Raw genomic sequence first — 22,435 nt, forward strand, 5'->3', positions numbered from 1 at the left:
GCCGCGTCCCCACGGGCGTTGCGTATCGGGACCGGTACGACACCCCCCGTTCACCCCGCACGCCGGGGAATGTCGGGTTCCGCGAGCACTCTCCTCGTGTGAGACGAATCGTAGGAATCGTCCTCGCGGTTCTGCTGATCGGCGGCGTGGTGGCAGCCGTCGCGGCAGGCCGGGAAACCGGGGACAAGGGCACGGCAACGAAGACCGTGCGAGCAGTGATCGGATCGGAGAAGGCGGAGTTCTTCGGCGATCCGGATGTGGTGAAGGCCCTGGCCGCCCAGGGGTTCACCGTGCGGGCCGAGACCTCCGGGTCCTGGGCCATGGAGGGGCTGGATCTCAAGGGGTACGACTTCGTGCTGCCCTCCAGCCAGGCGCCGGCCGCGGAACTCGCCGCGACGTACAAGGTACGGGGGGCTCTTCCCCGCCCCTTCTACTCGCCCCTCGTCGTCGTGGCGCACCAGAGCGCCGCCGAGGTACTCGCGGGCAACGGGCTGGCCACGCTGGACTCGGCACACCGCGGCACCCTGAGGATGGGCGCCTATCTCGACGCGGCGCGCGCCGACCGCACCTGGCAGCAGCTCAAGGGGGCCGAGAAGCACGGGGAGTTGAGCGGCACGCTCTACCTCTCCAGCACCGACCCGGAGAGCTCCAGCTCCGGCGCCCTCTACCTGGCCGCCGCCAGTTACGTCGACAACGGCGGCAAGGTCGTCGCGAGTGCCGCCGAGGCCCGGCGCACCGCTCCCCTGCTGCGCAAGCTGACCAGCGTCCAGGGCGCCCAGCAGACCAGTACGGACGCGGCGTTCCGGGACTTCGTCAGCGGGGCCGGCAACCCGCTCGTCCTGGTCTACGAGTCCCAGGTCGCCGCTCTGGCGACGGCCGGACAGCAGCCGGACGACCTGGTCGTCCTCTACCCGGACACCACCGTCAACAGCGACCACACCGCCGTACCGCTGACCGAGAACGGCCGGGCGGTCGCGGAACTCCTGTCCACGGACCCACAGTTGCGCAGGCTGGAGGTCCGGCACGGGTTCCGGCCGCAGGGCGCGGTCGCCGAGTTCGCCTCGGCCGGCGCCTATCTCAAGAGGGAACTGACCGGCGTACGACAGGCGCCCGTGCCCACCTCCGCGGTGCTGCGGGAACTGGCGCGCCAGGCCAAGGGGGACGCCACGTGACCAGCGACTTCACCCTGACCCCGCCGGAGGCCGTGGCGCCCGTGCCCCGCGAGAAGGCCGGCGGACTCGTCCCCGTCGACGAGGGCGTGCGGACGGCCGTGACGCAGAAGGCCGCCGACTACGTGGCCGGACTCGCCGCGCTCGACGCCCGCTCGCCCGAGTTCGCGGGCAAGGTCGGCGAGATCACCGCGCTCGGCGCGGGTGAGATGCGCGGTGCGGCCGCGCAGTCCAACCGGATGCTGGAGCGGACCGTGCGCAGCCTGCCCGACCGGGGCGGGGACGCGCAGTCGCAGGTGGCGGGCTCGCTCGTGGAACTGCGGCGGGTGGTCGAGGACCTGGACCCACGCGACCTGGCCGCCACCAAGGGACGCAAATTCCTCTCCCGGCTGCCCGGCGGCAACAAGGTGCGGGACCACATCGCCAAGTACTCCTCGGCCCAGGGCACGTTGAACAGGATCGTGGGCTCGCTGCGCGGCGGCCAGGACGAACTGCGGCGCGACAACGCCGCGTTGCAGACCGAGCGGGTCCGGCTGTGGGAGACCATGGGCAAGCTCCAGGAGTACGTGGTGCTGACCGAGGCCCTGGACGAGGCTGTCCAGCGGCACATCGAGGGCGTCGCCGATCCGCAGACGGCCGACGCGCTCCGGGCCGACGTGCTCTTCCCGGTCCGGCAGAAGCACCAGGACCTGCTCACCCAGCTCGCGGTGTGCGCCCAGGGCTACCTCGCCATGGACGTCGTGCGCCGCAACAACGAGGAGCTGATCAAGGGCGTCGACCGGGCCGCCACGACCACGGTGTCGGCGCTGCGCATCTCCGTGATGCTCGCCTCCGCCCTCGACACCCAGAAGAAGGTCGTCGACCAGGTCAACGCGTTGCGCGGGACGACCGAGGACCTCATCCGGGGCAACGCGGAGATGCTCGCCACCCAGGGCGGGGAGATCCAGCGGATCGCCGCCGACCCGGCCGTCGGCGCGGAGACCCTGCGCACGGCGTTCCAGCAGATCTACCGCACGCTCGACGCGATCGACACCTACAAGGTCCAGGCGACCGAGGCGATGGCGTCGACCGTGGAGTCCCTGACCTCCGAACTCCAGCACGCCTCCGCATACCTGGAGCGCAGCCGGTCCCAGGGCGCCTTGGAAGGGGGCCTCGGATGAGACGCGCACTGGCCTTCCTGCTGGCCACGGCCGCCCTGCTCACCGGCTGCACCGCCGAGGCACGGGACGGCGGCGACAGCGGCGCGCCCGAGCCGGGCACCCTGCGGGTCCTCGCCTCCAGCGAGCTGAGCGACATGGCCCCGGTGCTCGAACGGGTCGAGAAGGACACCGGGATCAAGGTCCGGCCCACCTACCTGGGCACCCTGGACGCGGTCGACCTGCTCGCCAAGGGCACGGCCGACGAGCGCTACGACGCCCTGTGGCTGTCCTCCAACGACTATCTGCGGCTGCGGCCCGAGGCGGCGAGGAAGGTGGTCTCCGAGACGCCGGTCATGTCGAGCCCGGTCGCGATCGGTGTGCGGCAGGAGACCGTGCGGCGGCTGGGCTGGAGGACCGCCGACGTCACCTGGTCCCGGGTCGAACAGGCCGTCGCCCAGGGCAGGTTGACGTACGGCATGACCGACCCGTCCCGCTCGAACTCCGGCTTCTCGACGCTGGTCGCCGTGGCCTCAGCCCTCTCCGGCGCCCAGTCGGCGCTCACCGACGCGGACGTCACGAAGGCGACCCCGCGGCTGAAGGGGTTCTTCCGGGGCCAGAAGCTGACCTCCGGCTCCTCCGGCTGGCTGGCGGCGGCGTACGAGCGGCGCGGGGACGTCGACGCGCTCCTGAACTACGAGTCGGTCCTGAAGGGCGTCCCGGGCCTGACCGTGATCCGCCCCCGCGACGGCGTGGTGAGCGCCGACTACCCGCTCTCCTCCCTCGCCGCCACGGACACCGCGGTCCGCGAGGACGTCCGCCGGCTGGCCGAGGCCCTGCGCGCCCCGGAGATCCAGCGCGAGATCACCGAGCGCACCCACCGCCGCCCGGTGGTCCCCTCGGTGGCCCCCGCGCCCGGCCTCGACACCGAGCGACGGCGTGAACTGCCCTTCCCCGGCAGCCGTTCCGTCGCCGACGGTCTGCTCGACTCCTACGAGAACGAACTGCGCCGCCCGTCGCGGACGGTGTACGTCCTGGACACCTCTGGTTCGATGGAGGGCGAGCGGCTGGAGCGGCTGAAGACGGCCCTGACCGGGCTCACCGGTGACTTCAGGGACCGCGAGGAGGTCACGCTGATGCCGTTCGGGTCGGATGTGAAGAGCGTACGGACGCATGTGGTGGACCCGGCCGACCCGCGCTCCGGGATCGAGGGGATCCGTGCGGACACCGAGGGGCTGGAGGCCGACGGCGACACCGCGGTCTACACCTCGCTGGAGAAGGCGTACGAGCATCTGGGCACCGACCGGGACATGTTCACCTCGATCGTGCTGATGACGGACGGCGAGAACACCACGGGCCGTACCGCCGCCGAGTTCGAGGGCTTCCACGCCCTGCTCGACCGTGAGCAGCGCGACATCCCCGTCTTCCCCATCCTGTTCGGCGACTCCGACCGCGCGGAGCTGGAGCGCATCGCCGAACTGACCGGCGGCCGCCTCTTCGACGCCCGGAAGGGCTCCCTGGACGGCGCCTTCGAGGAGATCCGTGGCTATCAGTAGGTACCTCGAGTCCCGGAAGAACATCACGGGCAGCGTGTGCGGGATCGCCGGGCTGGGGCTGACCTTCGCGGGGGTGGCGGGCCCGTACTGGCCCGTCGTGGTCGCCGGCCTGTACGGCGCGGGCGCGCTGCTCGCCCCGCCGGAGCGGCCACCGCTGCCGGACTTCCCGGACAGCTCGGCTCAACTCGACGAACTGCGCGGCGACTTCGAGCGGCTGCGCGGCTATCTGGCGGAGGTGGAGCTGCCGCCCGCCGCGGCCGGCCGGCTCACCGAACTGACCGGGCTGCTGGGCGCGTTGCTCGACCCCGGCTGGACGTCCGAGCTGCTGGCGCACGACCCGGAGGGCGTGCACACGCTCTCCCGGGCCGTACGCCACGACGTCCCCGAGGCGGTCGACACCTTCGTACGCACCCGGTGGTGGACCCGTCTCGCGCCGGGTCAGGAGGCTCCGGAACGGCATCTGGAGCGGCAGCTCACGCTGCTCCAGGAGGAGGCCGAGCGGCTGGCCTCGGCGCTGCGCGAGACGGAGGCACGGCGGCAGGAGTCACACACCCGCTATCTGGAGGACCGGGCGAACTAGCCGCCGTTGCTCAGGGCGATGGCCGCGATGACGAGGAACACCACCAGGGCGCTCAGCACGAACACCACCTTCAGCACACCGGACCCGGCGCCCGTGGGCACCTCCTGCGGCGGCATCGGCGGTGGGGGCGGCAGCGGGACGGGGCGGGGGCCGTTGAACACGTCGTGGCCGGTGCGGGCGGCGCGGGCGCACCAGGGGCAGTCCGGCAGATGGGAGCCGTAGGCGTGCAGTGGCCGCGCCTGGCACACCCGTACCTGTGCGCGCTGCCGGTCCAGGGCGCGCAGCCAGGCCTCCGCCGGGGGCCGGGCGGCGGGGGCGTGCACGCCGGGGCCGAAGGCGGCGCGGGCGAGGGTGAGCAGGTCGGGCGGGAGGACCGAGGGGTCGACGGTGCCGCGCGGGATGACGACCTGCTCGGGGCGGACCACGTAGGAGCAGCTGGGCGGCGATGTTGTCCTTGACGGTCGACTCGGAGGCGCTCTCGTGTGGGACGCCCCCGAAGGGGTGGTTGCCGGCGGTGAGCAGCTGGTAGACGAGGACGGCGAGCGCGAAGTCGTCGCTGGCCCGGGTGGCGGGACCGCCTGCCGCTCGGGGGCGGAGTAGTCGGTGGTGTGCATCAGGCACGGGAACGGCTCGCCGGTGACGGGGTCGGTGAAGGCGATGGAGTCGCAGTCGAGGAAGGTGACGAAGCCGTTGGCGTCGACGACCACGTTGCTGCTGGAGAAGTCCCCGATGACGAGGTGGTCGTGGTGCATGCGCGCGGTCATGAAGGCGAGGTTCCAGGACACGCCGAGCAGGAACCGCCAGTCCGCCTCGGGGAAGAGCCTGAGGCGCTGGGCGCGGGTGAACAGGCCGACCAGCTGGACGTGTTCGGGCTCGCCGAACCGGTGCATGGCGTAGCCGAGGAACGCGCCCTCGGGGCTGCGGGCCATCGCGGTGGGCCAGGCCAGCTCGGGCGGCTGGGAGCGGTCGGTGGGGCGGGCGGCGAGCGGGGACATGGTGAGCATCCGGGCCAGTCGGCGCTCCTGGTCGGGGCCGGGCGGGTCGCGGTAGAGCTTGACGACGGTGCCGTGGTCGCCGTCGACGGGGAAGACGGCCGCCTGTCCGCCGCCCTTCAGGGGCTGTTCGGCGAGCACCACCGGCTTCCCGTCCAGGTGGACGACACGGCCGCTCATGACCGTGCCGCCCGGCGCACGGCCCGCAGCAGGGTCTTGTCGTCGGCGTTGAGCGCGGTCAGCCGGTCCGACCTGAGCAGGGCGGCGAGGTTGTCGTGGGCGGCGTCGGAGACCGGCCCGGGGCCGTCGAGGGAGCGGAAGACGGCGTCGGCGAAGGAGGGGTTGGGGGTCGGGGCGCCGCCGCCGGTGCGGGACAGCGCGGCCTGGGCGAGGCCGTCGGTGGAGAGCAGGACGCCGTCGATGCCCGGGTCGCGGACACAGTCGGTGCGCACCCAGCGGGCCGCGTCGGGCGAGGTGAGGAAGACGGTCTCGTTGCTGTACTCGCTGGCGTCGGCGGCCTGCGGCAGCAGATGGAACTGCGGTTCGCCGTCCTCGACGCCGGCGCGCAGCACGACGAACCCGTCGCCGACGGTGAGATGGCCGAGCCAGCCCGGGGCCAGGACGACCACGGTGAGGGTGGTCGCGAAGTCGGCGGCGGCCGTGCCGGTGGTGTCCAGGAACACCTTGGTGACGTCGTGGAAGGCGTCCGCGAGCAGGTCGTGCACGGCGTCGCCGGGCGGACTGTCGGCGGCCGCGGCGGCCCGTCGTACGAAGTGCTCGGCGGCCAGTTCCACGGCGAGCCGGGAGCCCTCGTCGGAGCGCGGCCGGCTGCCGGCGCCGTCCGCGACGGCGAGCACGGCGACCGGCCCCGACTCGGTGTGGGCGCAGGCGTCCTGGCAGGGCAGGCCGTCCCGGCGGTGCCGGTAGCCCTCGACGCTCATGCCGTGGATCCGCCAGCCGTTGCCGCCCACCGGTCAGCGCTCCCAGGCCGGACGCTGGGTCTTGAACTGGCTGAAGATCTTCTCGAACACCTCGTCGCCCGCGCCCTTCTGCTCGGCGCCCGCGCTGGCCGACATCATCTGGAGCAGCTCGCGGAACGGGAAGCCCTGGATGCTGGCGTGGAACTTCGGGGCGAAGGCCCGCAGCACCTGTTCGCCGGTGTCGGTGATGCCGCCGACGCCGATCGCGTACAGCCGGAAGCGGCGGGCCTGCTGCTCCTCGGCGAGGACGGGGACCAGTCGGTGCCAGGAGTCGGTGCGGTGGCCGGTGGCGTCGGTCGGGATGCCGTCGGTGACCAGGCAGATCTGCGGGCGGTAGTACTGGAGGCCGGAGGCGCGCAGTTCGGCCTTGCGGGCGGCGACGATGTGCATCGACAGCGCGAAATCCCGGTCCGCACAGGGGTGATGCAGGAAAACACCCTCGGGTGACCGCGTCCTCGGACATCCGAGGGCTCGGTCACCCGAGGGCGCGGTCACGGCCCGGAACAGGACGAAGGCCTGGCACCTCCTCCCGTCGGGGCGGACGGGAGGCGGTGCCAGGCCTATGGCTCCGCACGCCGTTGTACGGAACCTCGTCGGATCACACCGCGGCCGGCCGTGACGATCGCTGGTCAGGGCACATCCCCAACCGGCCGCGGAGTTGTGGGGGCGGGCTAGCCCAGGCGCTCCACCAGCGCGTGGTACTCGTCCCACAGTTCCTTCGGGGTGTGCTCACCGAAGGTGTTGAGGTGCTCGGGGACCAGGGCGGCCTCCTCGCGCCAGACCTCCTTGTCGACCGTGAGCAGGAAGTCGAGGTCGGAGTCGGCCAGTTCGAGGCCGTCGGTGTCCAGCGCCTCCCTGGTCGGCAGCACGCCGATCGGGGTCTCGACGCCCTCGGCCTTGCCCTCCAGGCGCTCGACGATCCACTTCAGGACGCGGCTGTTCTCGCCGAAGCCGGGCCAGACGAACGTGCCCTCGTCGTTCTTGCGGAACCAGTTGACGTAGTAGATCTTCGGCAGCTTGGACTGGTCCTTGTCCTTGGCCACGTCGACCCAGTGCCCCATGTAGTCGCCCATGTTGTAGCCGCAGAACGGCAGCATGGCGAAGGGGTCGCGGCGCAGCTCGCCGACCTTGCCCTCGGCGGCGGCGGTCTTCTCGGAGGCCACGTTGGCGCCGAGGAAGACGCCGTGGTTCCAGTCGAAGGACTCCGTCACCAGCGGTACGGCGGTGGCGCGCCGGCCGCCGAAGAGGATCGCGGAGATCGGCACGCCCTTGGGGTCCTCCCACTCGGGCGCGATGATCGGGCACTGCGAGGCGGGCACGGTGAAGCGGGCGTTGGGGTGGGCGGCGGGCTCGTCCGACTCCGGGGTCCAGTCGCGGCCCTTCCAGTCGGTGAGGTGGGCGGGAGTCTCCTCCGTCATGCCCTCCCACCAGATGTCGTTGTCGTCCGTCAACGCCACGTTGGTGAAGACCGAGTTGCCCCACAGCGTCTTCATCGCGTTGGCGTTGGTGTGCTCACCGGTGCCGGGCGCGACGCCGAAGAAGCCGGCCTCGGGGTTGATCGCGTAGAGGCGGCCGTCCTCGCCGAAGCGCATCCAGGCGATGTCGTCGCCGATGGTCTCGACCGTCCAGCCGGAGATCGTGGGCTCCAGCATGGCGAGGTTGGTCTTGCCGCACGCGGACGGGAAGGCGGCGGCGACGTATTTGGACTCGCCCTGCGGCGGGGTGAGCTTGAGGATCAGCATGTGCTCGGCGAGCCAGCCCTCGTCGCGGGCCATCACCGAGGCGATGCGCAGGGCGTAGCACTTCTTGCCGAGCAGGGCGTTGCCGCCGTAGCCGGAGCCGTAGGACCAGATCTCACGGCTCTCGGGGAAGTGCGAGATGTACTTGGTGGAGTTGCAGGGCCACGGCACGTCCGCCTCGCCCTCCGCGAGGGGGGCGCCGAGGGTGTGCACGGCCTTGACGAAGAAGCCGTCGGAGCCGAGCTCGTCCAGGACCGGCTGACCCATGCGGGTCATGGTGCGCATGGAGACGGCGACGTACGCCGAGTCGGTGATCTCGACGCCGATGGCGGCGAGGTCCGAGCCGAGGGGGCCCATGCAGAACGGGACGACGTACATCGTCCGGCCCTTCATGGAGCCGCGGAAGACGCCCTTGTCGCCCTGGAAGATCTCCCGCATCTCGGCGGGGGCCTTCCAGTGGTTGGTCGGGCCGGCGTCCGCTTCCTGCTCGGAGCAGATGAAGGTGCGGTCCTCGACGCGGGCGACGTCGGTCGGGTCGGAGGCCGCGTAGTAGGAGTTCGGGCGCTTGATCGGGTCGAGCTTCTTGAAGGTGCCCTTCGCGACGAGCTCCTCGCACAGGCGCTCGTACTCGGCCTCGGATCCGTCACACCAGACCACGTTGTCCGGCTGGGTCAGCTCTGCGATCTCGTTCACCCACGAGATCAGTTCCTGGTGCTTGGTGGGGATGACGGGGGGAGCCGCGATGTCGCGCGCCACGATTGCTCCTAAATGAGGGATTTTTTGTTGGAGGCCCCGTGGGGGCTGCGACCCGGATGCCTGTCGCGCCGTTCGGTGGTGACCCTGGCGCTCATCCGGTGCCGACCGCACTCATCTGATGATCCGTCTCGAGCGCCCATCTGTCCAGAAGGCATCACAGGTGAGCGGAGTGAGGATTGCCACGTGTCGGAGTGTTGCGGTCCGTGCACTTTGGGTTCACTTGACGCGTACTTGACCGCGGACCGGGGTACCACAACTGCCGTGAGAGGATGGCCACTCCCGGCCTGTTGCCAGCCGCCCTCATCCGCTACCTACGGTTGCGTAGGTACGATGTGGATATGACTGCGTCCGCCTCTGACGCGCCCCTGGACCAGGCCGCAGGCCGCGGTCCCGTCGCGCTCTCCCTGCCGCATCCGGTCAAGCCCAAGCTCCGCGGGTGGCTGCATCTCGGCATGTTCCCGGCCGTACTCATCGCAGGTCTGGCGCTCACCGCCCTCGCCGACTCCAGCCGGGGCCGTATCGCCTGCGGGATCTACACCCTGACGGCCTGCCTGCTGTTCGGCGTCAGCGCCCTGTACCACCGGGGCGACTGGAGCCCCCGCATGGACGGCGTCCTGCGCCGACTGGATCACGCCAACATCTTCCTGATCATCGCGGGCACCTACACCCCGCTGACCATGCTGCTGCTGCCCGACTCGAAGGGGCAGTGGCTGCTGTGGGGCATCTGGAGCGCCGCACTGGCCGGAATCCTCTTCCGGGTCTTCTGGGTCGGGGCCCCGCGCTGGCTCTACACCCCCTGTTACATCGCCATGGGCTGGGCGGCGGTCTTCTTCCTGCCCGACTTCATGCGCAGCGGTGGCGTCGCGGTGCTCGTCCTGGTGGTCGTCGGCGGCCTGCTCTACAGCGCCGGCGGCGTGATCTACGCACTCCAGCGCCCGAACCCCTCCCCGCGCTGGTTCGGCTTCCACGAGGTCTTCCACTCCCTCACCCTGGCGGCCTTCATCGCCCACTACATCGGCATCTCGCTGGTGGCGTACTAGCCAGCCACGCAGAGAACCCACCCGCTCCACCGAGGGGCCACGGCTTTCGAGCCGTGGCCCCTCTTCGTATGCCAGCCCCACCGCCCTTGTGCCGTACACCTCGCGCGAGTCGATGCCGATTGACAGTATCCTCATTTTGAGAGTTACTCTCATTTCATGGACATTGTCACTCCAGACCCCCGCCGCTGGTGGGCGCTCGGCGCCCTCGTCGCGAGCATGCTGACCCTCGGCTTCGACACGACGATCCTCAACGTGGCGCTGCCCACCATGGCCGCCGAACTCGGCGCCACCACCGGCGAGCAACAGTGGATGGCGGACGCCTACGTCGTCGTCTTCGCCGCGCTGATGCTCCCCGCGGGCCTCCTCGGCGACCGCTTCGGACGGCGCCGCATACTGATCACCGGGCTCGTGGTCTTCCTGGCCGGCTCACTCGTCGGCGCACTCGCCGGGGACGTGAACGCCGTGATCGCCGCCCGTGCCGGGATGGGCGTCGGCGCCGCCCTGATCACCCCGCTCGCGCTCTCCGTGCTGCCCACCCTGTTCACCCGCGACGAGCAGCCCAAGGCCACCGCCATCGTCTCCGCCGCCTCCGCCCTCGGACTGCCCCTCGGCCCGATCATCGGCGGCTGGCTGCTGAACCACTTCTGGTGGGGCTCGGTCTTCCTGGTCAACGTGCCGATGGCCGCCATCGGCATCCTGGCCTGCGTCTTCCTGCTCCCCGAGACCCGCGACCCCGCCTCCCCCAAGGTCGACGCCCTCGCCACCGCGCTCACCGCGACCGGCCTCGGCGCCCTGGTCTACGCGATCATCGAGGCGCCCACCCGCGGCTGGAGCGACGCCCTGGTCCTCACCACCCTCGCCGCGTCCGTCGCCCTCATGGCCGCCCTGGTGCTGCGCGAACGCCGGGCCGAGCGCCCCATGCTCGACATGACCCTGCTCACCCACCGCGGCTTCCTCTTCAACACGATCGCCGCGACCCTGGTGATGTTCGTCCTGTCCGGCCTGCTCTTCGTGCTGCCGCCCTACCTCCAGGCGGTCCTCGGCCACGACGCCCTCGGCACCGGCGTACGGCTGCTGCCGATGATGGCCGGCATCCTCATCGCCTCCCGGACCGCCCCACAGGCCGCCGCCCGCTTCGGCGGCCGCGCCACGGTCAGCGCCGGCCTGGTCGTCCTCGCCTTCGCCGCCTTCCTCGGCAGCCGCACCACCGTCGACTCCGGCTACGGCTTCACCGCGCTGTGGCTCACCGTCACCGGACTCGGCTTCGGCTTCTCCCTCATGCCGGCCATGGGCAACGCCCTGGGCGCCCTGCCCCGCGACCGCGCCGGCAGCGGCTCCGGGCTCCTGATGACCCTGCGCCAGGTCGGCGGCGCCATCGGCATCGCCCTGCTCGGCAGCCTGCTCTCCAGCACCTTCCGGGACCGGCTCGACGTCACCGGACTGCCCGCGCGGGCCGCCGACACCGCGGGCGAGTCCGTGGTCGCCGCCCACCTCGTCGCCGAGAAGACCGGCTCCGCCCACCTGCTGGCCTCCGCCGACAGCGCCTACGTGCACGGCATGGGCGTCGTCATGCTGGTCTGCGGCGTCGCCGCCCTGGCCACCGCGCTGCTGGCGGCCGCGTTCCTGCCGGGAGCGGGGAAGGCCGACACCAGCGCGGACACCCCGGACATGGCTGCCGAGCACGCCGATGCCCGACAATGAACCGCATGACACCCGCACGCCCCCTCCGTCTCGACGACGGCCCCCAGCTGGGCCTTCGCGAACGGAAGAAGATCAAGACCCGGACGGCGATCCGCGACGCGACCTACGCGCTGATCGAGGCACAGGGCTACGAGGCCACCACCGTCGAGCAGATCGCCGAACGCGCCGAGGTGTCGCCGTCCACGGTCTTCCGCTACTTCCCGACCAAGGAGGACATCGTCCTCACGGACGAGTACGACCCCGTCATGCTGGAGGAGTTGCGCGCCCGCCCGGCCGACGAACCCTGGATGGAGTCCGTCCGGCACATCCTGCACCGCGCCCTCGACGTCTCCGACACCGACCACGAGATCACCCGGCTGCGCGCCCACCTGATGATCCGGGTGCCGGCGGTGCGCGCCCGCATGGCGGAGAGCATGTCCGTCACCGGCCGGCTGCTCGCCGGTGCCATCGCGGAACGCGCCGGCCGGGACGCGGACGACCTGGAGGTACGGGTCTACACGATGTCCCTCATCGGCGGCCTCACCGAGATGTACCAGTACTGGGCGGAGAACGGCATGCGGGACGACCTGCACGACCTCCTCGACCGCACCCTGCGCGTCCTGGACAACGACCTGCCCACGAAGAACACCTGAGACGACGCCCCCCGACCGTGACATCCTGACCGGGTGAACGGACCGGAGATCCACGTCGAATTCGCCCCCAGGCCGGCCCTGTTCGTCCCGCACGAACGCCGCCACGGCAGCACCGCGCTCACCACCGACGGCGTCTCGACCCTCGGCCATGTCGTCGAATCCCTCGGCGTCCCCCTGACCGAGGTCGGCACGCTCGTCGTCAACGACCGCACCGTACCCACCTCCTACGTCCCCGCAGCCGGCGACCGGGTGCAGGTGCGGCCGGTCGACCGCCCCCAGCAGGTCCCCGGCGCACCGCTCCGCTTCCTCCTCGACGTCCACCTCGGCACCCTCGCCCGCCGGATGCGCCTGCTCGGCGTGGACACCGCCTACGAGTCGACGGACATCGGCGACCCGGCCCTCGCCACCCGCTCCGCCACCGAGCGACGGGTCATCCTCAGCCGCGACCGCGGACTGCTGCGCCGCCGCGAACTGTGGGCCGGCGCCTACGTCTACAGCACCCGCCCCGAGGAGCAGCTCCGCGACATCCTCGACCGCTTCCGCCCCGACCTACGGCCCTGGACCCGCTGCACCGCCTGCAACCGGCCTGCTCCACACGGCCACCAAGGAGGAGGTCGCGGACCAGCTGGCGGGCGGCACCCACCGCTCCTACGACGTCTTCGCCCAGTGCGCGGACTGCGGGCGCGCGTACTGGAAGGGCGCGCACCACGAACAACTGGAGGCCATCGTGGAACGCGCCATGGCGGAGTTCTCGCAGGGCTAGTGCCGCGGAACCAGTGCCGAGGCACCGGACGCCACGGCCTGAGCCCCGTCGTCAGCCGCCCAGCGTCGTGCGCAGCCGCTCCGGGTCGGTGGTCGGGACGTCGCAGGTGAAGTTGCGGCAGACGTACGCGGTCGGCGCACCGTCGATGAGCGGACGGTCGGCGAGCAGGGGAAACTCCACGCTCCCCTGGACGCCGACGGCCACCACGGCGCCCGGGGCGGTGCCCAGGAGCGCCGTACGGTGCAGGGCCCTGGTGCCCGGGTCGTCGAGCGCGGGCCCGACGACCGCCACCTCACGGGGCCCGTCGAGCAGCGCCTCGGCCACGGCGAGCCCCCAGCCGATGAACCGGGGCACCCGCGGCCCGAGCGCCTTCACGACCCCCAACGCCCGCTCGGCGGCGGTGCGATGGGGCTCGGACCCGGTCTGGGCCGCGTAACCGAGCAGGGCACCCGCGGCGGCGGTCCAGCCCGAGGGGGCCGCGTTGTCGGTCGGGTCCTGGGGCCGCCGGATCAGCCGCTCGGCGTCGGAGGCGGTGTCGAACAGCGCGCCGGACTCCGCGTCCACGAACCGTGCGAGGACATGGTCGAGCAGGAACCCGGCGAACTCCAGCCAGACCCCCTCCCCGGTGACGGAGGCCAGCGCGAGGAACCCCTCGGCGACATCGGCGTAGTCCTCCAACACCCCGGGGTTGGCGCCGACATGCCCGTCCTTGCTGGTACGGGAGAGCCGCGCCTGCTCGTCGAGATGCACCCGCACCAGCAGATCGGCGGCCCCGGCCGCGGCCTCCACGAGGTCGGGCCGGTCGAAGTACGCCCCGGTCTCGGCGAGCGCGGCGATCGCGAGCCCGTTCCAGGCGGCGACGACCTTGTCGTCCCGACCGGGGGCGGCCCGCCGGGCCCGCGCCTGAAGCAACCGGCTCTTGACGGACTCGATCTTGTTGGCGTCGAACACACCCTCGTGCTGCGGCAGTTGCAGAACGGACGCCCCCTCCTCGAACGTCCCCTCCGCGGTGACACCGAAGTAGTGGGCGGCCGGCTCGGCGTCGTCCCCGAGGACCTCACTCAACTGCCCGGGCGTCCAGACGTAGTACGCCCCCTCGACATGCCTGCCCGTGCCGTCGTCGCTGTCGGCGTCGAGCGCCGAGGCGAACCCGCCCTCGGCGGTGCGCAGCTCCCGCACCATGAAGTCGGCGGTCTCCAGGGCGACACGACGGGCGAGTTCGGAGCCGGTGGCGCGCCAGAGGTGGGCGTAGACACGGCAGAGCAGGGCGTTGTCGTAGAGCATCTTCTCGAAGTGCGGCACGACCCACTCGCGGTCGACGGAGTACCGGGCGAACCCGCCCCCGAGCTGGTCGTAGATCCCCCCGCGAGCCATCCGCTCACAGGTGTCCCGCGCCATCTGCAACGCGCCCTCGGACCCGGTCCGCGCGTGATGCCGCAGCAGGAACTCCACGACCATGGACGGCGGGAACTTGGGCGCCCCGCCGAACCCGCCGCGCTGCTGGTCGTACTCCCGGGTGAGCCCGAGCAGTGCGGCGGCGAGCTGCTCCTCCCCCGGCGCCTGCGTGTCGCCGTAGCTGATCTCCCGCCCGGCGAGGTCCCGCACGATCTTCCCCGCCACCTCGGCCACCTCGTCCCGCCGATCGGCCCACGCGCTGCGCACCCCCTCCAGCACCTGCCGGAACGAGGGCATGCCGTGCCGCGGCTCGGGCGGGAAGTACGTACCGAAGTAGAACGGCTCGGCCTCCGCGGTGAGGAACACGGTCATGGGCCAGCCGCCCTGCCCGGTGGCGGCCTGAACGGCCTCCATGTAGACGGCGTCGACGTCGGGGCGCTCCTCGCGGTCGACCTTGATGTTGACGAAGTGGGCGTTCATGTAGGCGGCGACCGCCTCGTCCTGGAAACTCTCGCGCGCCAGGACGTGGCACCAGTGGCAGCTGGAATAGCCGACGCTCAGATGTACGGGCACGCCTCGCTCCCGTGCCTCCTCGAAGGCCTCCGCCGACCAGGGCCACCAGTCGACCGGGTTGTCGGCGTGCTGAAGGAGATACGGGGACGTCTCATGCGCCAGTCGGTTCGGCATACCCCCATCCTGCCCGAGAGCGCCGCCGGACCGGGGGACGGGCGGCCTCAACGCCACACGGGCTGCACTCGGGAGTGGTCCCAGGCATGCAGCCCCTTCACACCAGGCCGGACCACACACCCCGCCAGCACATCGCTGACGACCTTTCGCTTCTCGGCGAGATCCAACTCGCCGGCGAACCAGCGGTCCCGCACGACGTCGGTCGGCTGCTTCGACCTCGGGGCCTGAGAGAACAGGAGTCGTTCGAGGGCCTCATCCGCCAGGGGCCCGCTGATGCTGCACCGCCCGCAGTCGCGACAGGAGTAGACGTAAGGACTCCTTTTGCTCCTGCCCTTCTGTGCGCACAGCGCGCCGTGGCACGCCGTGCCGTCGTGGCGTGTCGCTCCGCAGCGGAGGATTCCGCTGGCGAGACGCCGTGGGGCGGCGCGCTGCCCGGTGAGCCTCGGGGCTCCGCTGCCTCGGTGCATATAGAGGTTGCCTGCGGAAAACGTCGCACATACCGCTGCCCACTGGTCCGGCGTCACGATGGGATCCCACCGCCCGAGCACGGGCTCCCCTGTCTCCGGCACCAGGAGCAGTGCGCCCTTGTTGGCGCGGTACCCGCATACGCGGGGCGCCGTCATGATCTGCGTGACGGTCTGCGGGTTGGGTCGGCCGCCTCGCGTCCCGGTCACTCCGAGGTTGCACCACTCAAGCGCGATGGCACCGACCGGTGTCCCGCCCACACGGTCAGAGATGGCTTTCTCGACCAAGGGGGCCTCCGCGGGGTGCAGCGTGATCCTGTCCTCCTGCCACCCGAAGGGCCGGGGCCCGCTGTGCGGCACACCTTCGACAGCCCGGGCCCAGTGCCAGTTCACGAGTCTGCGACTGCGGACCTGCGTCTCCGCGAGCGCCGCTTCCAGTGACCGCACAGCCGCCAGGAGACCTTCCTGCGAGTACGGGTCACGTCTTCCTTGCGGATCAACGTAGATACGACCTGGCTGACTGGTCAGCGCGCCGAAGAAGCGCGTCAGGTCCTCCGCGCGGCGATACAACCGGTCGTCCGCGACGCACACGACTCCTCTGATCGCCTGACCGTCGGCACTGCGACCCGTCGTGAGGTCCGCCACGAGACGATCGAACCCGGGCCGTGCCGCTCGCGGCCTGGAGGCACTGCAGCTGTTGTCGGTGTATACCTGCACGACTCGGCAACCGTGCTCGCGTGCGGTCCGTTCATTGATGCGCAGTTGATGACGGACGCCGTGCCCGTCCTTCTGCCGGACGTCTTCCGACGTACGCGCATAGGACGCCACCGGAATCAACCCGTTCGGCTCGTTCGCGCCGTCTTGGCCCACAACTCCCCCATTCGACAGTTCGCCCGACAGTCATAGAAACGATCGAGTGATCTCATGGTCACCGCACCGCATCCGTTGATCGCTGCCCTCTCGCGCTCCGGCCCCTCGCGAAGGACACTCATAGGCAAAGGAGTTGTCACCGGAGGGGGACGGGACATGCGGGACAGCCATCGGGTGGACGCCGAGCGGCTGTTGGCCCGGGCCGTGGAGGAGGAGGTGCGGCGCTCCGGCGGGCGTACCGACGGCCCGGTGCTGATGGCGCGGGGGCGGGGCGCGCTGGACGCCATGGCGCAGACCGCGGCGGAGGAGTACGAGGCCTACACGCGCGCCCTGGACGAAGTGGCCGCCGGGCAGCTCACGTTCGGGCAGCGGTACGCGAAGCAGGGCGGCGGGACCCCGCTGATGGTGGCCGGGATCGCCGCGCTCGCGGCCGTCGTCACCGACCTGGCGCTCGGCACGGGCGCGGGCACGGCGTTCGGTGCCGGTGCGGCCGTCGGCGTGGTGGGTGCCGCGGCGACCGTGGTGAAGGTCGCCGGGGCGCATCTGCCGGCCGCGCACCACCAGGCGGGCGCGGCGAGTCAGCCCGGCGGTCCGGAGCAGTTGCGGCTGGCGTGGCTGACCGCGCTGGAGGTGCGCGGCATCCGCCCGTTCCTGGACCAGCAGCGGGTGCGCAGCGCCTCGACGGGGCCGAAGAAGACGGGGCCGCGGCTGAAGGGCGCCGACAAGAGCGCGGCGGCGCGCGGCCGGAACCTGCTTCAGCAGTCGTTCGGTCAACTCCCCGAGCCGGTGGCGGCGTTCGCGGGCCGGCGTCAGGAGCTGGGGCGGATCCGGCAGTGGGTGCAGGCGGCGCGGGCCAGTACCGCGACCCGGCCCACCGTGGTCGTGCTGCACGGCTCCTCCGGCAGCGGCCGCACGGCCCTCGCGCTGCACGCGGCCCACGATCTGAAGGACTACTTCCGCGGCGCGTGCGTCGTGGACCTGCGCGCCGACAGCCCCGAGGAGCCGCCCCTGTCCACCCGGGACGCCCTGCTGCATCTGCTCAACCGGCTGGGCGCGCCGCGCGAGCAGCTGCTGTTCCGTGAGCGTTCCTCACCGGACCAGCAGGTCAAGCGGCTGGGCGAGCTGTACCACCAGCATCTGACGGGACTGCCGGTGACGATCGTCCTGGACGACGCCTTCGACCCGGAGCAGGTCCGCACCCTGATCCCGGAGCGTTCCGACAGCCTGGTCCTGGTCACCGCCCGCAGCGCCCTGGACCTGCCCGGCGATCTGCCGGCCTGGGTGCATCAGCTGCCCGTCGAGGCGCTGGACGCGGCGGGCGCGGAGGAGCTGCTGGGCGCGTCGGCGCAGGACGCGGCGAGTCCTTACGACGCCGAATCGACCGAACGGATCAGGGAGTTGTGCGGCGGTCTGCCGTTGGCGCTGCGGATCGCGGGTTCCGCCCTCGGTCCGCGCTCACCGCGTGCGCTGGCCTCGGACCTGGGTGCGTACGGCCCGGTGGAGCCGGTCGAACGGGTGCTGTGGCTGCGCTACACCGACCAGTCGGACACCGCCCGCCGTCTCCTGCGGCGTCTCGCGCTCGCGGGGCGGGCGTCCCTGGGCGCGGCGGCGGCCGCGGCGCTGCTCGCCACCGATCAGGCGGAGGCGACCCGGCAGCTGATCGCGCTGTCCCGGGCGGGGCTGCTCGACCATGTCCGCGGGGACCGCTACCGCCTGCACGACCTGGTGCGCGCCTTCGCCCAGGCCCGTCTGCTGGACGAGGAGGAACCGGCGGAGCGCGCCGCGGCGCAGGAACGTCTCATCGTGAACTACGGCGAGCTCGCGGACTCGGTGCTGCGCCTGGTCGACGGCAACATGTCGACGCGTTCGGACCGCTTCAGCCCGCACGGCTTCACCTCCCTGGACGAGGCCTTGCGCTGGCTGGACGACGAGTCGAGCTTCATCACCTCCACGCTGCGCCACGCGGAGGGCGTGAACCAGGCGGCGGTGCTCAATCTCCTCGGTGCCCTGTGCGACTACTGCCTGCTGCGCGGCGACCTCTACCGCCTGGGCGAGATCAGCGAGCTGGCGCAGGCGGTGGACCAGGGGCTGCTGGTGCGGTCGGTCCAGTGGCGCACCGGCATCGCGGCCCGCCAGCTGGGCGAGCTGGACAAGGCGCGTACGACCCTGACGTCGGTGGTCGACCTCTACATGGAGGCCCATCACGACGCCGGCGCCGCCCGCGCCCTGTGCTCCCTCGGCATCACGCTGCACCACCAGGGCAACCTGAGCGAGGCGGCGGCCAAGCTCCACGAGGCCCTGGACCTCCAGGCGGCCCCCGAGCTGGCCACGGACCGCGCCTGGACCATGCACGCGCTGGCCGCGGTGGAACGCGACCGGGCCCACCTCGCGCAGGCCATGGATCTCCTCACCCAGTCCCTGGTCCTGCACCGCGCGGGCGAGTCCGTGCACGGCGAGGCGTGGGCCCACTTCCAGCTCGGCCAGCTGGGGCTGCGCATGGGCGACGTCCCGCACGCGGAGGCCGAGCTGCGCACCGCCCTGGACCTGTACGGCCGTACCCGTGACTCCCGCGGCGAGGCCTGGGCGATGACCCAGCTGGCCCGCGCCCGCCTGGTCGCCGGCGACCCCTCCCCCGCGGTGGATGGCCTGCGTCAGGCGGCTTCCCGGCATCGCGACAACGAGGACGCGCGCGGCGAGGCGTGGACGGTGTACTACCTGGGCCAGGCCCTGGAGGAGACGGGCAACCTCGACCTGGCGGTCCGCGAGCTGGAGCGCTCACGCACGATGTTCTCGCGGATGCGCGATGTCTACGGTCTGGCGTGCGCCCGTCATCACTCGGCGCGGGTCACCCGGGACCAGCGCGCCTCCCAGACCGGTTCGCTGCGCAACTCCGGCTTCGCCCGTCAGCTCCTGGTGGACGCCCGTGCCGACTTCCAGCGCATCGGCGTCGCCCACGGGGAGGCCTGGACCTGTCTGGAGCTGGCGGTGGTGGACGCGGGCAACGCGCGTACGCCCCAGGCCCTGTCGCTGTGCGACGCGGCGATCGGCCTGTTCACCTCGTACGGGGACCGTCGCGGTGAGGACTGGGCGCGTTTCCTGCGCTGCACCCTGTTGCCGTACGCCGCCCCGGGTGGTGTGGAGATCGGTACGGCGGTGGCCCAGGAGGAGCTGTCCCAGCTCTCCCGCAACGCCCACCCGTTGCGCGACGAGAAGCTCGACGACTACATCGAGGCCTTCCTGCTGCTCCTGGAACGCGGCGTGAACCTGGAGGCGGGCTGGCAGGCCTGGCGGCTGGGCATGGTGCCGAACCGGCACGCCCGGGAGGTGATGGGGGTGGCGGTGCCGGCGAAGAGCTGACCGCCGAGCGAGGAACTGGCCGCCGGGGCGAAGAGCCGACCGCCGGGCGAGGAACTGGCCGCCGGGGCGAAGAGCCGGCCGCCGGGCGAGGAGCCGGCCGCCGCTTCCTGCGCCCGGGGGCGTCAGCCGCGGCCGGTCCCGGTTCCGGCGGAGGACTCCTCGGACCCGGCCTTGGGGTCCGGGGACTCCGGGAAGTCGACCTTGCCCATGTGCTTGCTCATCGACTTCATCAGGGCCCACACGGCCAGGGCCATCGCCGCGAAGACGATGAAGCCGAGGACGCCGGGGGTGACCTTGTCCTCGTCGACCTCCTTGGCGAAGGTCGCGAAGTGGGTCATTGCCAGGCTCACGCTTGCGCTCATGTCAGGCATTGTCCCGGATGCCCGCGAAGAGGTCGTCCTCGGGGAGGGAGGTATCGACGAGGGACTTGGCGAGCTCGTACTCCTCCGTCGGCCAGACCTCCTTCTGGATCTCCATCGGGACCTTGAACCAGCCGCCGTCGGGGTCGATCTGCGTGGCGTGCGCGATCAGGGCCTTGTCGCGGATCTCGTAGAACTCGGCGCACGGGATGTGCGTGGTCAGGGTGCGCTCGGTGCGCTCGATCTCGCTCCAGCGCTTGAGCCACTCCTCGTACGGCGACTCCAGGCCACGGTCCAGCATGGCGTTGTGCAGCGCCTCGGTGCGCTGCCGGTTGAAGCCCTGGTTGTAGTAGAGCTTCTGCGGCTGGTACGCCGGGCCGAACTCGCCCTCGGGGTACTTCTCGGTGTCCGCCGCGCCCTCGAACGCCACCATCGAGATCTTGTGGGTCATGATGTGGTCGGGGTGCGGGTAGCCGCCGTTCTCGTCGTACGTGGTGATCACCTGCGGGCGGAACGAACGGATCTTCCTGACCAGCTCACCGGCCGCCTTGTCGACGTCCTCCAGGGCGAAGCAGCCCTCCGGGAGCGGGGGCAGCGGGTCGCCCTCGGGCAGGCCGGAGTCGACGAAGCCGAGCCACTCCTGCTTGACGCCGAGGATCTCGCGGGCCTCGTCCATCTCCTTCTTGCGTACCTCGTGGATGTGCTCCTCGATGTACGCGTCGCCCTGAAGCTTCGGGTTGAGGATGGAGCCGCGCTCCCCGCCCGTGCAGGTCACGACCAGCACGTCCACCCCCTCGGACACGTACTTCGCCATGGTGGCCGCGCCCTTGCTCGACTCGTCGTCGGGGTGGGCGTGCACGGCCATCAGTCGCAGCTGGTCAGTCAAGACTCAATCCTCAGTAAGTCGGCGCCCCTGGTGTGAACCGGGGCAATTCAAAGGTGTCGCTCCGCAGGAGCGTCGTAGAGGGGTGGTGGTCGGGTGACGGGCGGGGGCTTCTATAGTGACCGAATCGGGGGGCGAATAATTCCGGGGCCGGGTTCCTGCCGAGAGGACGATCATGAGTACGGCGAGCACGCGACCGCCCGAGGGCCGTTACGGCCGCCCCTCGGACGAGCGCGCCGACCACAAGCTCAAGATCGCCGGTGCCGTTCTGGGTGCGCTGCTGCTGGCTTTGATCGGGTATTTCGCCTATCACTACATCGGCCAGAACAAGATCAGCGCCGAGGTGATCTCCTTCGACGTGGAGCGGGACGCCGTGAAGGTCCATCTGGAGGTCCGCAAGGACTCCGGCGCCAGCGGCTACTGCACGGTGCGCTCCCAGGCGGAGAGCGGTGCCGAGGTCGGCCGGGCGGACTTCCGCTTCGACGGGGACGCCACCCGCATCGACAAGGTCGTCACGCTGCGTACGACGTCACCGGGCACGACGGCGCAGCTGCTCGGCTGCCACGCCGACTGAGAGCGGCCGACGCCCCCGACCGGCCTAGTCTGCTTTACGTACTCGCCGACCTGCGTTGAGTGATTCTGATGGCTTATGTCCTCCCCCTTGGGCCGCTGAATTGTTAGGCTCGTGGTTTCGCCCTTCCGTGAAGGAACATTCTTCTGGGTAGGGCGATGCTTTGTATTCCCAGTACCTACGAGGAGCACCTGTGACCCAGACCAGCGAAGACGTCACCTGGCTTACGCAGGAGGCGTACACCAAGCTCAAGGAAGAGCTGGCGTACCTGTCTGGTCCCGCGCGCGAGGAAGTCACCGCGAAGATCGCGGCCGCGCGCGAGGAGGGCGACCTGCGCGAGAACGGCGGGTACCACGCGGCCAAGGAAGAGCAGGGCAAGCAGGAGCTCCGCATCCGCCAGCTGACCCAGCTTCTGGAGAAGGCCAAGGTCGGCGAGGCTCCGGTGTCCGCCGACGGCACGGTGGCGCCCGGCATGGTCGTGACGATCGCCTTCGACGGCGACGAGGACGACACCATGACCTTCCTGCTGGCCTCGCGCGAATACGCCAGCACCGAGATCGAGACCTACTCGCCGCAGTCCCCGCTGGGCTCCGGCGTGATCGGCCACAAGGTCGGTGAGGACGCGGAGTACGAGCTGCCGAACGGCAAGAAGGCCTCCGTGACGATCCTCAAGGCCGAGCCGTACAGCGGCTGACCCGCGCGCCCGGCAGCCACTGACCCGCGCGCCGGACAGCGACCGACCGTCGAGCCCGGTATCGGCTGACCGTCGACCGGCTCACCCCGCATCGCCCCGACAGACCCCCGG

Annotated in this window: 18 protein-coding genes and 1 pseudogene; 11 read left to right on the forward strand and 8 right to left on the reverse strand. The window is 71.2% G+C overall.

The window, feature by feature from the left end; all coding sequences use genetic code 11:
• Window positions 1–98: 98 nt before the first annotated feature.
• From ACZ56U_RS24645 to ACZ56U_RS24660, 4 genes are read left to right on the forward strand one after another with little or no spacing between them, the layout of a single operon-like run.
• Window positions 99–1,172: a hypothetical protein gene (locus tag ACZ56U_RS24645; protein WP_469086165.1), complete on the forward strand. Its 1,074-nt coding sequence runs from the start codon at window positions 99–101 to the stop codon at window positions 1,170–1,172.
• Window positions 1,169–2,329 (forward strand): toxic anion resistance protein, encoded by a 1,161-nt coding sequence (locus ACZ56U_RS24650; protein WP_469086166.1) that lies wholly within the window; start codon window positions 1,169–1,171, stop codon window positions 2,327–2,329. Before ACZ56U_RS24645 ends, ACZ56U_RS24650 begins: the two co-directional genes overlap by 4 nt.
• The gene (locus tag ACZ56U_RS24655; protein ID WP_469086167.1) at window positions 2,326–3,861 is read left to right on the forward strand and encodes a substrate-binding and vWA domain-containing protein; all 1,536 of its coding nucleotides are present in this window, start codon (window positions 2,326–2,328) and stop codon (window positions 3,859–3,861) included. The genes ACZ56U_RS24650 and ACZ56U_RS24655 overlap by 4 nt, the downstream gene beginning before the upstream one ends.
• On the forward strand, window positions 3,848–4,441 hold the full coding sequence (locus ACZ56U_RS24660) for a hypothetical protein (RefSeq protein WP_469086168.1): 594 nt from the start codon (window positions 3,848–3,850) through the stop codon (window positions 4,439–4,441). Before ACZ56U_RS24655 ends, ACZ56U_RS24660 begins: the two co-directional genes overlap by 14 nt.
• Here the strand turns inward: ACZ56U_RS24660 and ACZ56U_RS24665 are convergent.
• From ACZ56U_RS24665 to ACZ56U_RS24680, 4 genes are all read right to left on the reverse strand, one after another.
• Window positions 4,438–5,613 (reverse strand): hypothetical protein, encoded by a 1,176-nt coding sequence (locus ACZ56U_RS24665; RefSeq protein WP_469086169.1) that lies wholly within the window; start codon window positions 5,611–5,613, stop codon window positions 4,438–4,440. The two genes, ACZ56U_RS24660 and ACZ56U_RS24665, sit on opposite strands and share 4 nt — an antisense overlap.
• A complete protein-coding gene (locus tag ACZ56U_RS24670; protein WP_469086417.1) occupies window positions 5,610–6,374 on the reverse strand; it encodes a PP2C family serine/threonine-protein phosphatase in 765 nt (254 codons plus the stop codon). The genes ACZ56U_RS24665 and ACZ56U_RS24670 overlap by 4 nt, the downstream gene beginning before the upstream one ends.
• Before the next feature lie 33 nt (window positions 6,375–6,407).
• The gene (locus ACZ56U_RS24675; RefSeq protein ID WP_469086170.1) at window positions 6,408–6,803 is read right to left on the reverse strand and encodes a hypothetical protein; all 396 of its coding nucleotides are present in this window, start codon (window positions 6,801–6,803) and stop codon (window positions 6,408–6,410) included.
• A 281-nt stretch (window positions 6,804–7,084) separates the two neighbouring features.
• On the reverse strand, window positions 7,085–8,908 hold the full coding sequence (locus tag ACZ56U_RS24680; protein WP_469086171.1) for a phosphoenolpyruvate carboxykinase (GTP): 1,824 nt from the start codon (window positions 8,906–8,908) through the stop codon (window positions 7,085–7,087).
• A gap of 338 nt (window positions 8,909–9,246) precedes the next feature.
• Between ACZ56U_RS24680 and trhA the strand changes: the two genes are divergently transcribed.
• The 4 genes and pseudogenes from trhA to ACZ56U_RS24700 all read left to right on the forward strand — a co-directional run bounded on the left by trhA (window position 9,247) and on the right by ACZ56U_RS24700 (window position 13,044).
• Entirely contained in the window at window positions 9,247–9,948 is a 702-nt protein-coding gene (gene trhA / locus ACZ56U_RS24685) for a PAQR family membrane homeostasis protein TrhA (protein ID WP_469086172.1), read from the forward strand.
• Between the two features lie 156 nt (window positions 9,949–10,104).
• The gene (locus ACZ56U_RS24690; RefSeq protein ID WP_469086173.1) at window positions 10,105–11,649 is read left to right on the forward strand and encodes a DHA2 family efflux MFS transporter permease subunit; all 1,545 of its coding nucleotides are present in this window, start codon (window positions 10,105–10,107) and stop codon (window positions 11,647–11,649) included.
• A 5-nt stretch (window positions 11,650–11,654) separates the two neighbouring features.
• On the forward strand, window positions 11,655–12,281 hold the full coding sequence (locus ACZ56U_RS24695; protein WP_469086174.1) for a TetR/AcrR family transcriptional regulator: 627 nt from the start codon (window positions 11,655–11,657) through the stop codon (window positions 12,279–12,281).
• Window positions 12,282–12,314: 33 nt separating this feature from the next.
• A pseudogene (locus ACZ56U_RS24700) lies at window positions 12,315–13,044 on the forward strand (Mut7-C RNAse domain-containing protein).
• 51 nt (window positions 13,045–13,095) lie between these two features.
• Here the strand turns inward: ACZ56U_RS24700 and ACZ56U_RS24705 are convergent.
• Complete coding sequence (locus ACZ56U_RS24705; RefSeq protein WP_469086175.1) at window positions 13,096–15,126, reverse strand: thioredoxin domain-containing protein; 2,031 nt, start codon at window positions 15,124–15,126, stop codon at window positions 13,096–13,098.
• Window positions 15,127–15,173: 47 nt separating this feature from the next.
• Window positions 15,174–16,460 (reverse strand): recombinase family protein, encoded by a 1,287-nt coding sequence (locus ACZ56U_RS24710; RefSeq protein WP_469086176.1) that lies wholly within the window; start codon window positions 16,458–16,460, stop codon window positions 15,174–15,176.
• A gap of 156 nt (window positions 16,461–16,616) precedes the next feature.
• Here ACZ56U_RS24710 and ACZ56U_RS24715 point away from each other — a divergent pair, with 156 nt between their 5' ends.
• Entirely contained in the window at window positions 16,617–19,817 is a 3,201-nt protein-coding gene (locus ACZ56U_RS24715) for a tetratricopeptide repeat protein (protein ID WP_469086177.1), read from the forward strand.
• A 122-nt stretch (window positions 19,818–19,939) separates the two neighbouring features.
• Here ACZ56U_RS24715 and ACZ56U_RS24720 read toward each other — a convergent pair whose 3' ends face one another.
• Together ACZ56U_RS24720 and mca are read right to left on the reverse strand one after the other, a co-directional pair.
• Entirely contained in the window at window positions 19,940–20,188 is a 249-nt protein-coding gene (locus ACZ56U_RS24720) for a hypothetical protein (RefSeq protein WP_469086178.1), read from the reverse strand.
• A complete protein-coding gene (mca, locus tag ACZ56U_RS24725; protein ID WP_469086418.1) occupies window positions 20,181–21,041 on the reverse strand; it encodes a mycothiol conjugate amidase Mca in 861 nt (286 codons plus the stop codon). The genes ACZ56U_RS24720 and mca overlap by 8 nt, the downstream gene beginning before the upstream one ends.
• Window positions 21,042–21,234: 193 nt before the next feature.
• Between mca and ACZ56U_RS24730 the strand changes: the two genes are divergently transcribed.
• Together ACZ56U_RS24730 and greA are read left to right on the forward strand one after the other, a co-directional pair.
• The gene (locus ACZ56U_RS24730) at window positions 21,235–21,633 is read left to right on the forward strand and encodes a DUF4307 domain-containing protein (RefSeq protein ID WP_469086179.1); all 399 of its coding nucleotides are present in this window, start codon (window positions 21,235–21,237) and stop codon (window positions 21,631–21,633) included.
• A gap of 190 nt (window positions 21,634–21,823) precedes the next feature.
• Entirely contained in the window at window positions 21,824–22,324 is a 501-nt protein-coding gene (greA, locus tag ACZ56U_RS24735) for a transcription elongation factor GreA (protein ID WP_391234861.1), read from the forward strand.
• Window positions 22,325–22,435 lie beyond the last annotated feature (111 nt).

It is taken from the genome of Streptomyces sp. NPDC034103, from assembly GCF_055575395.1.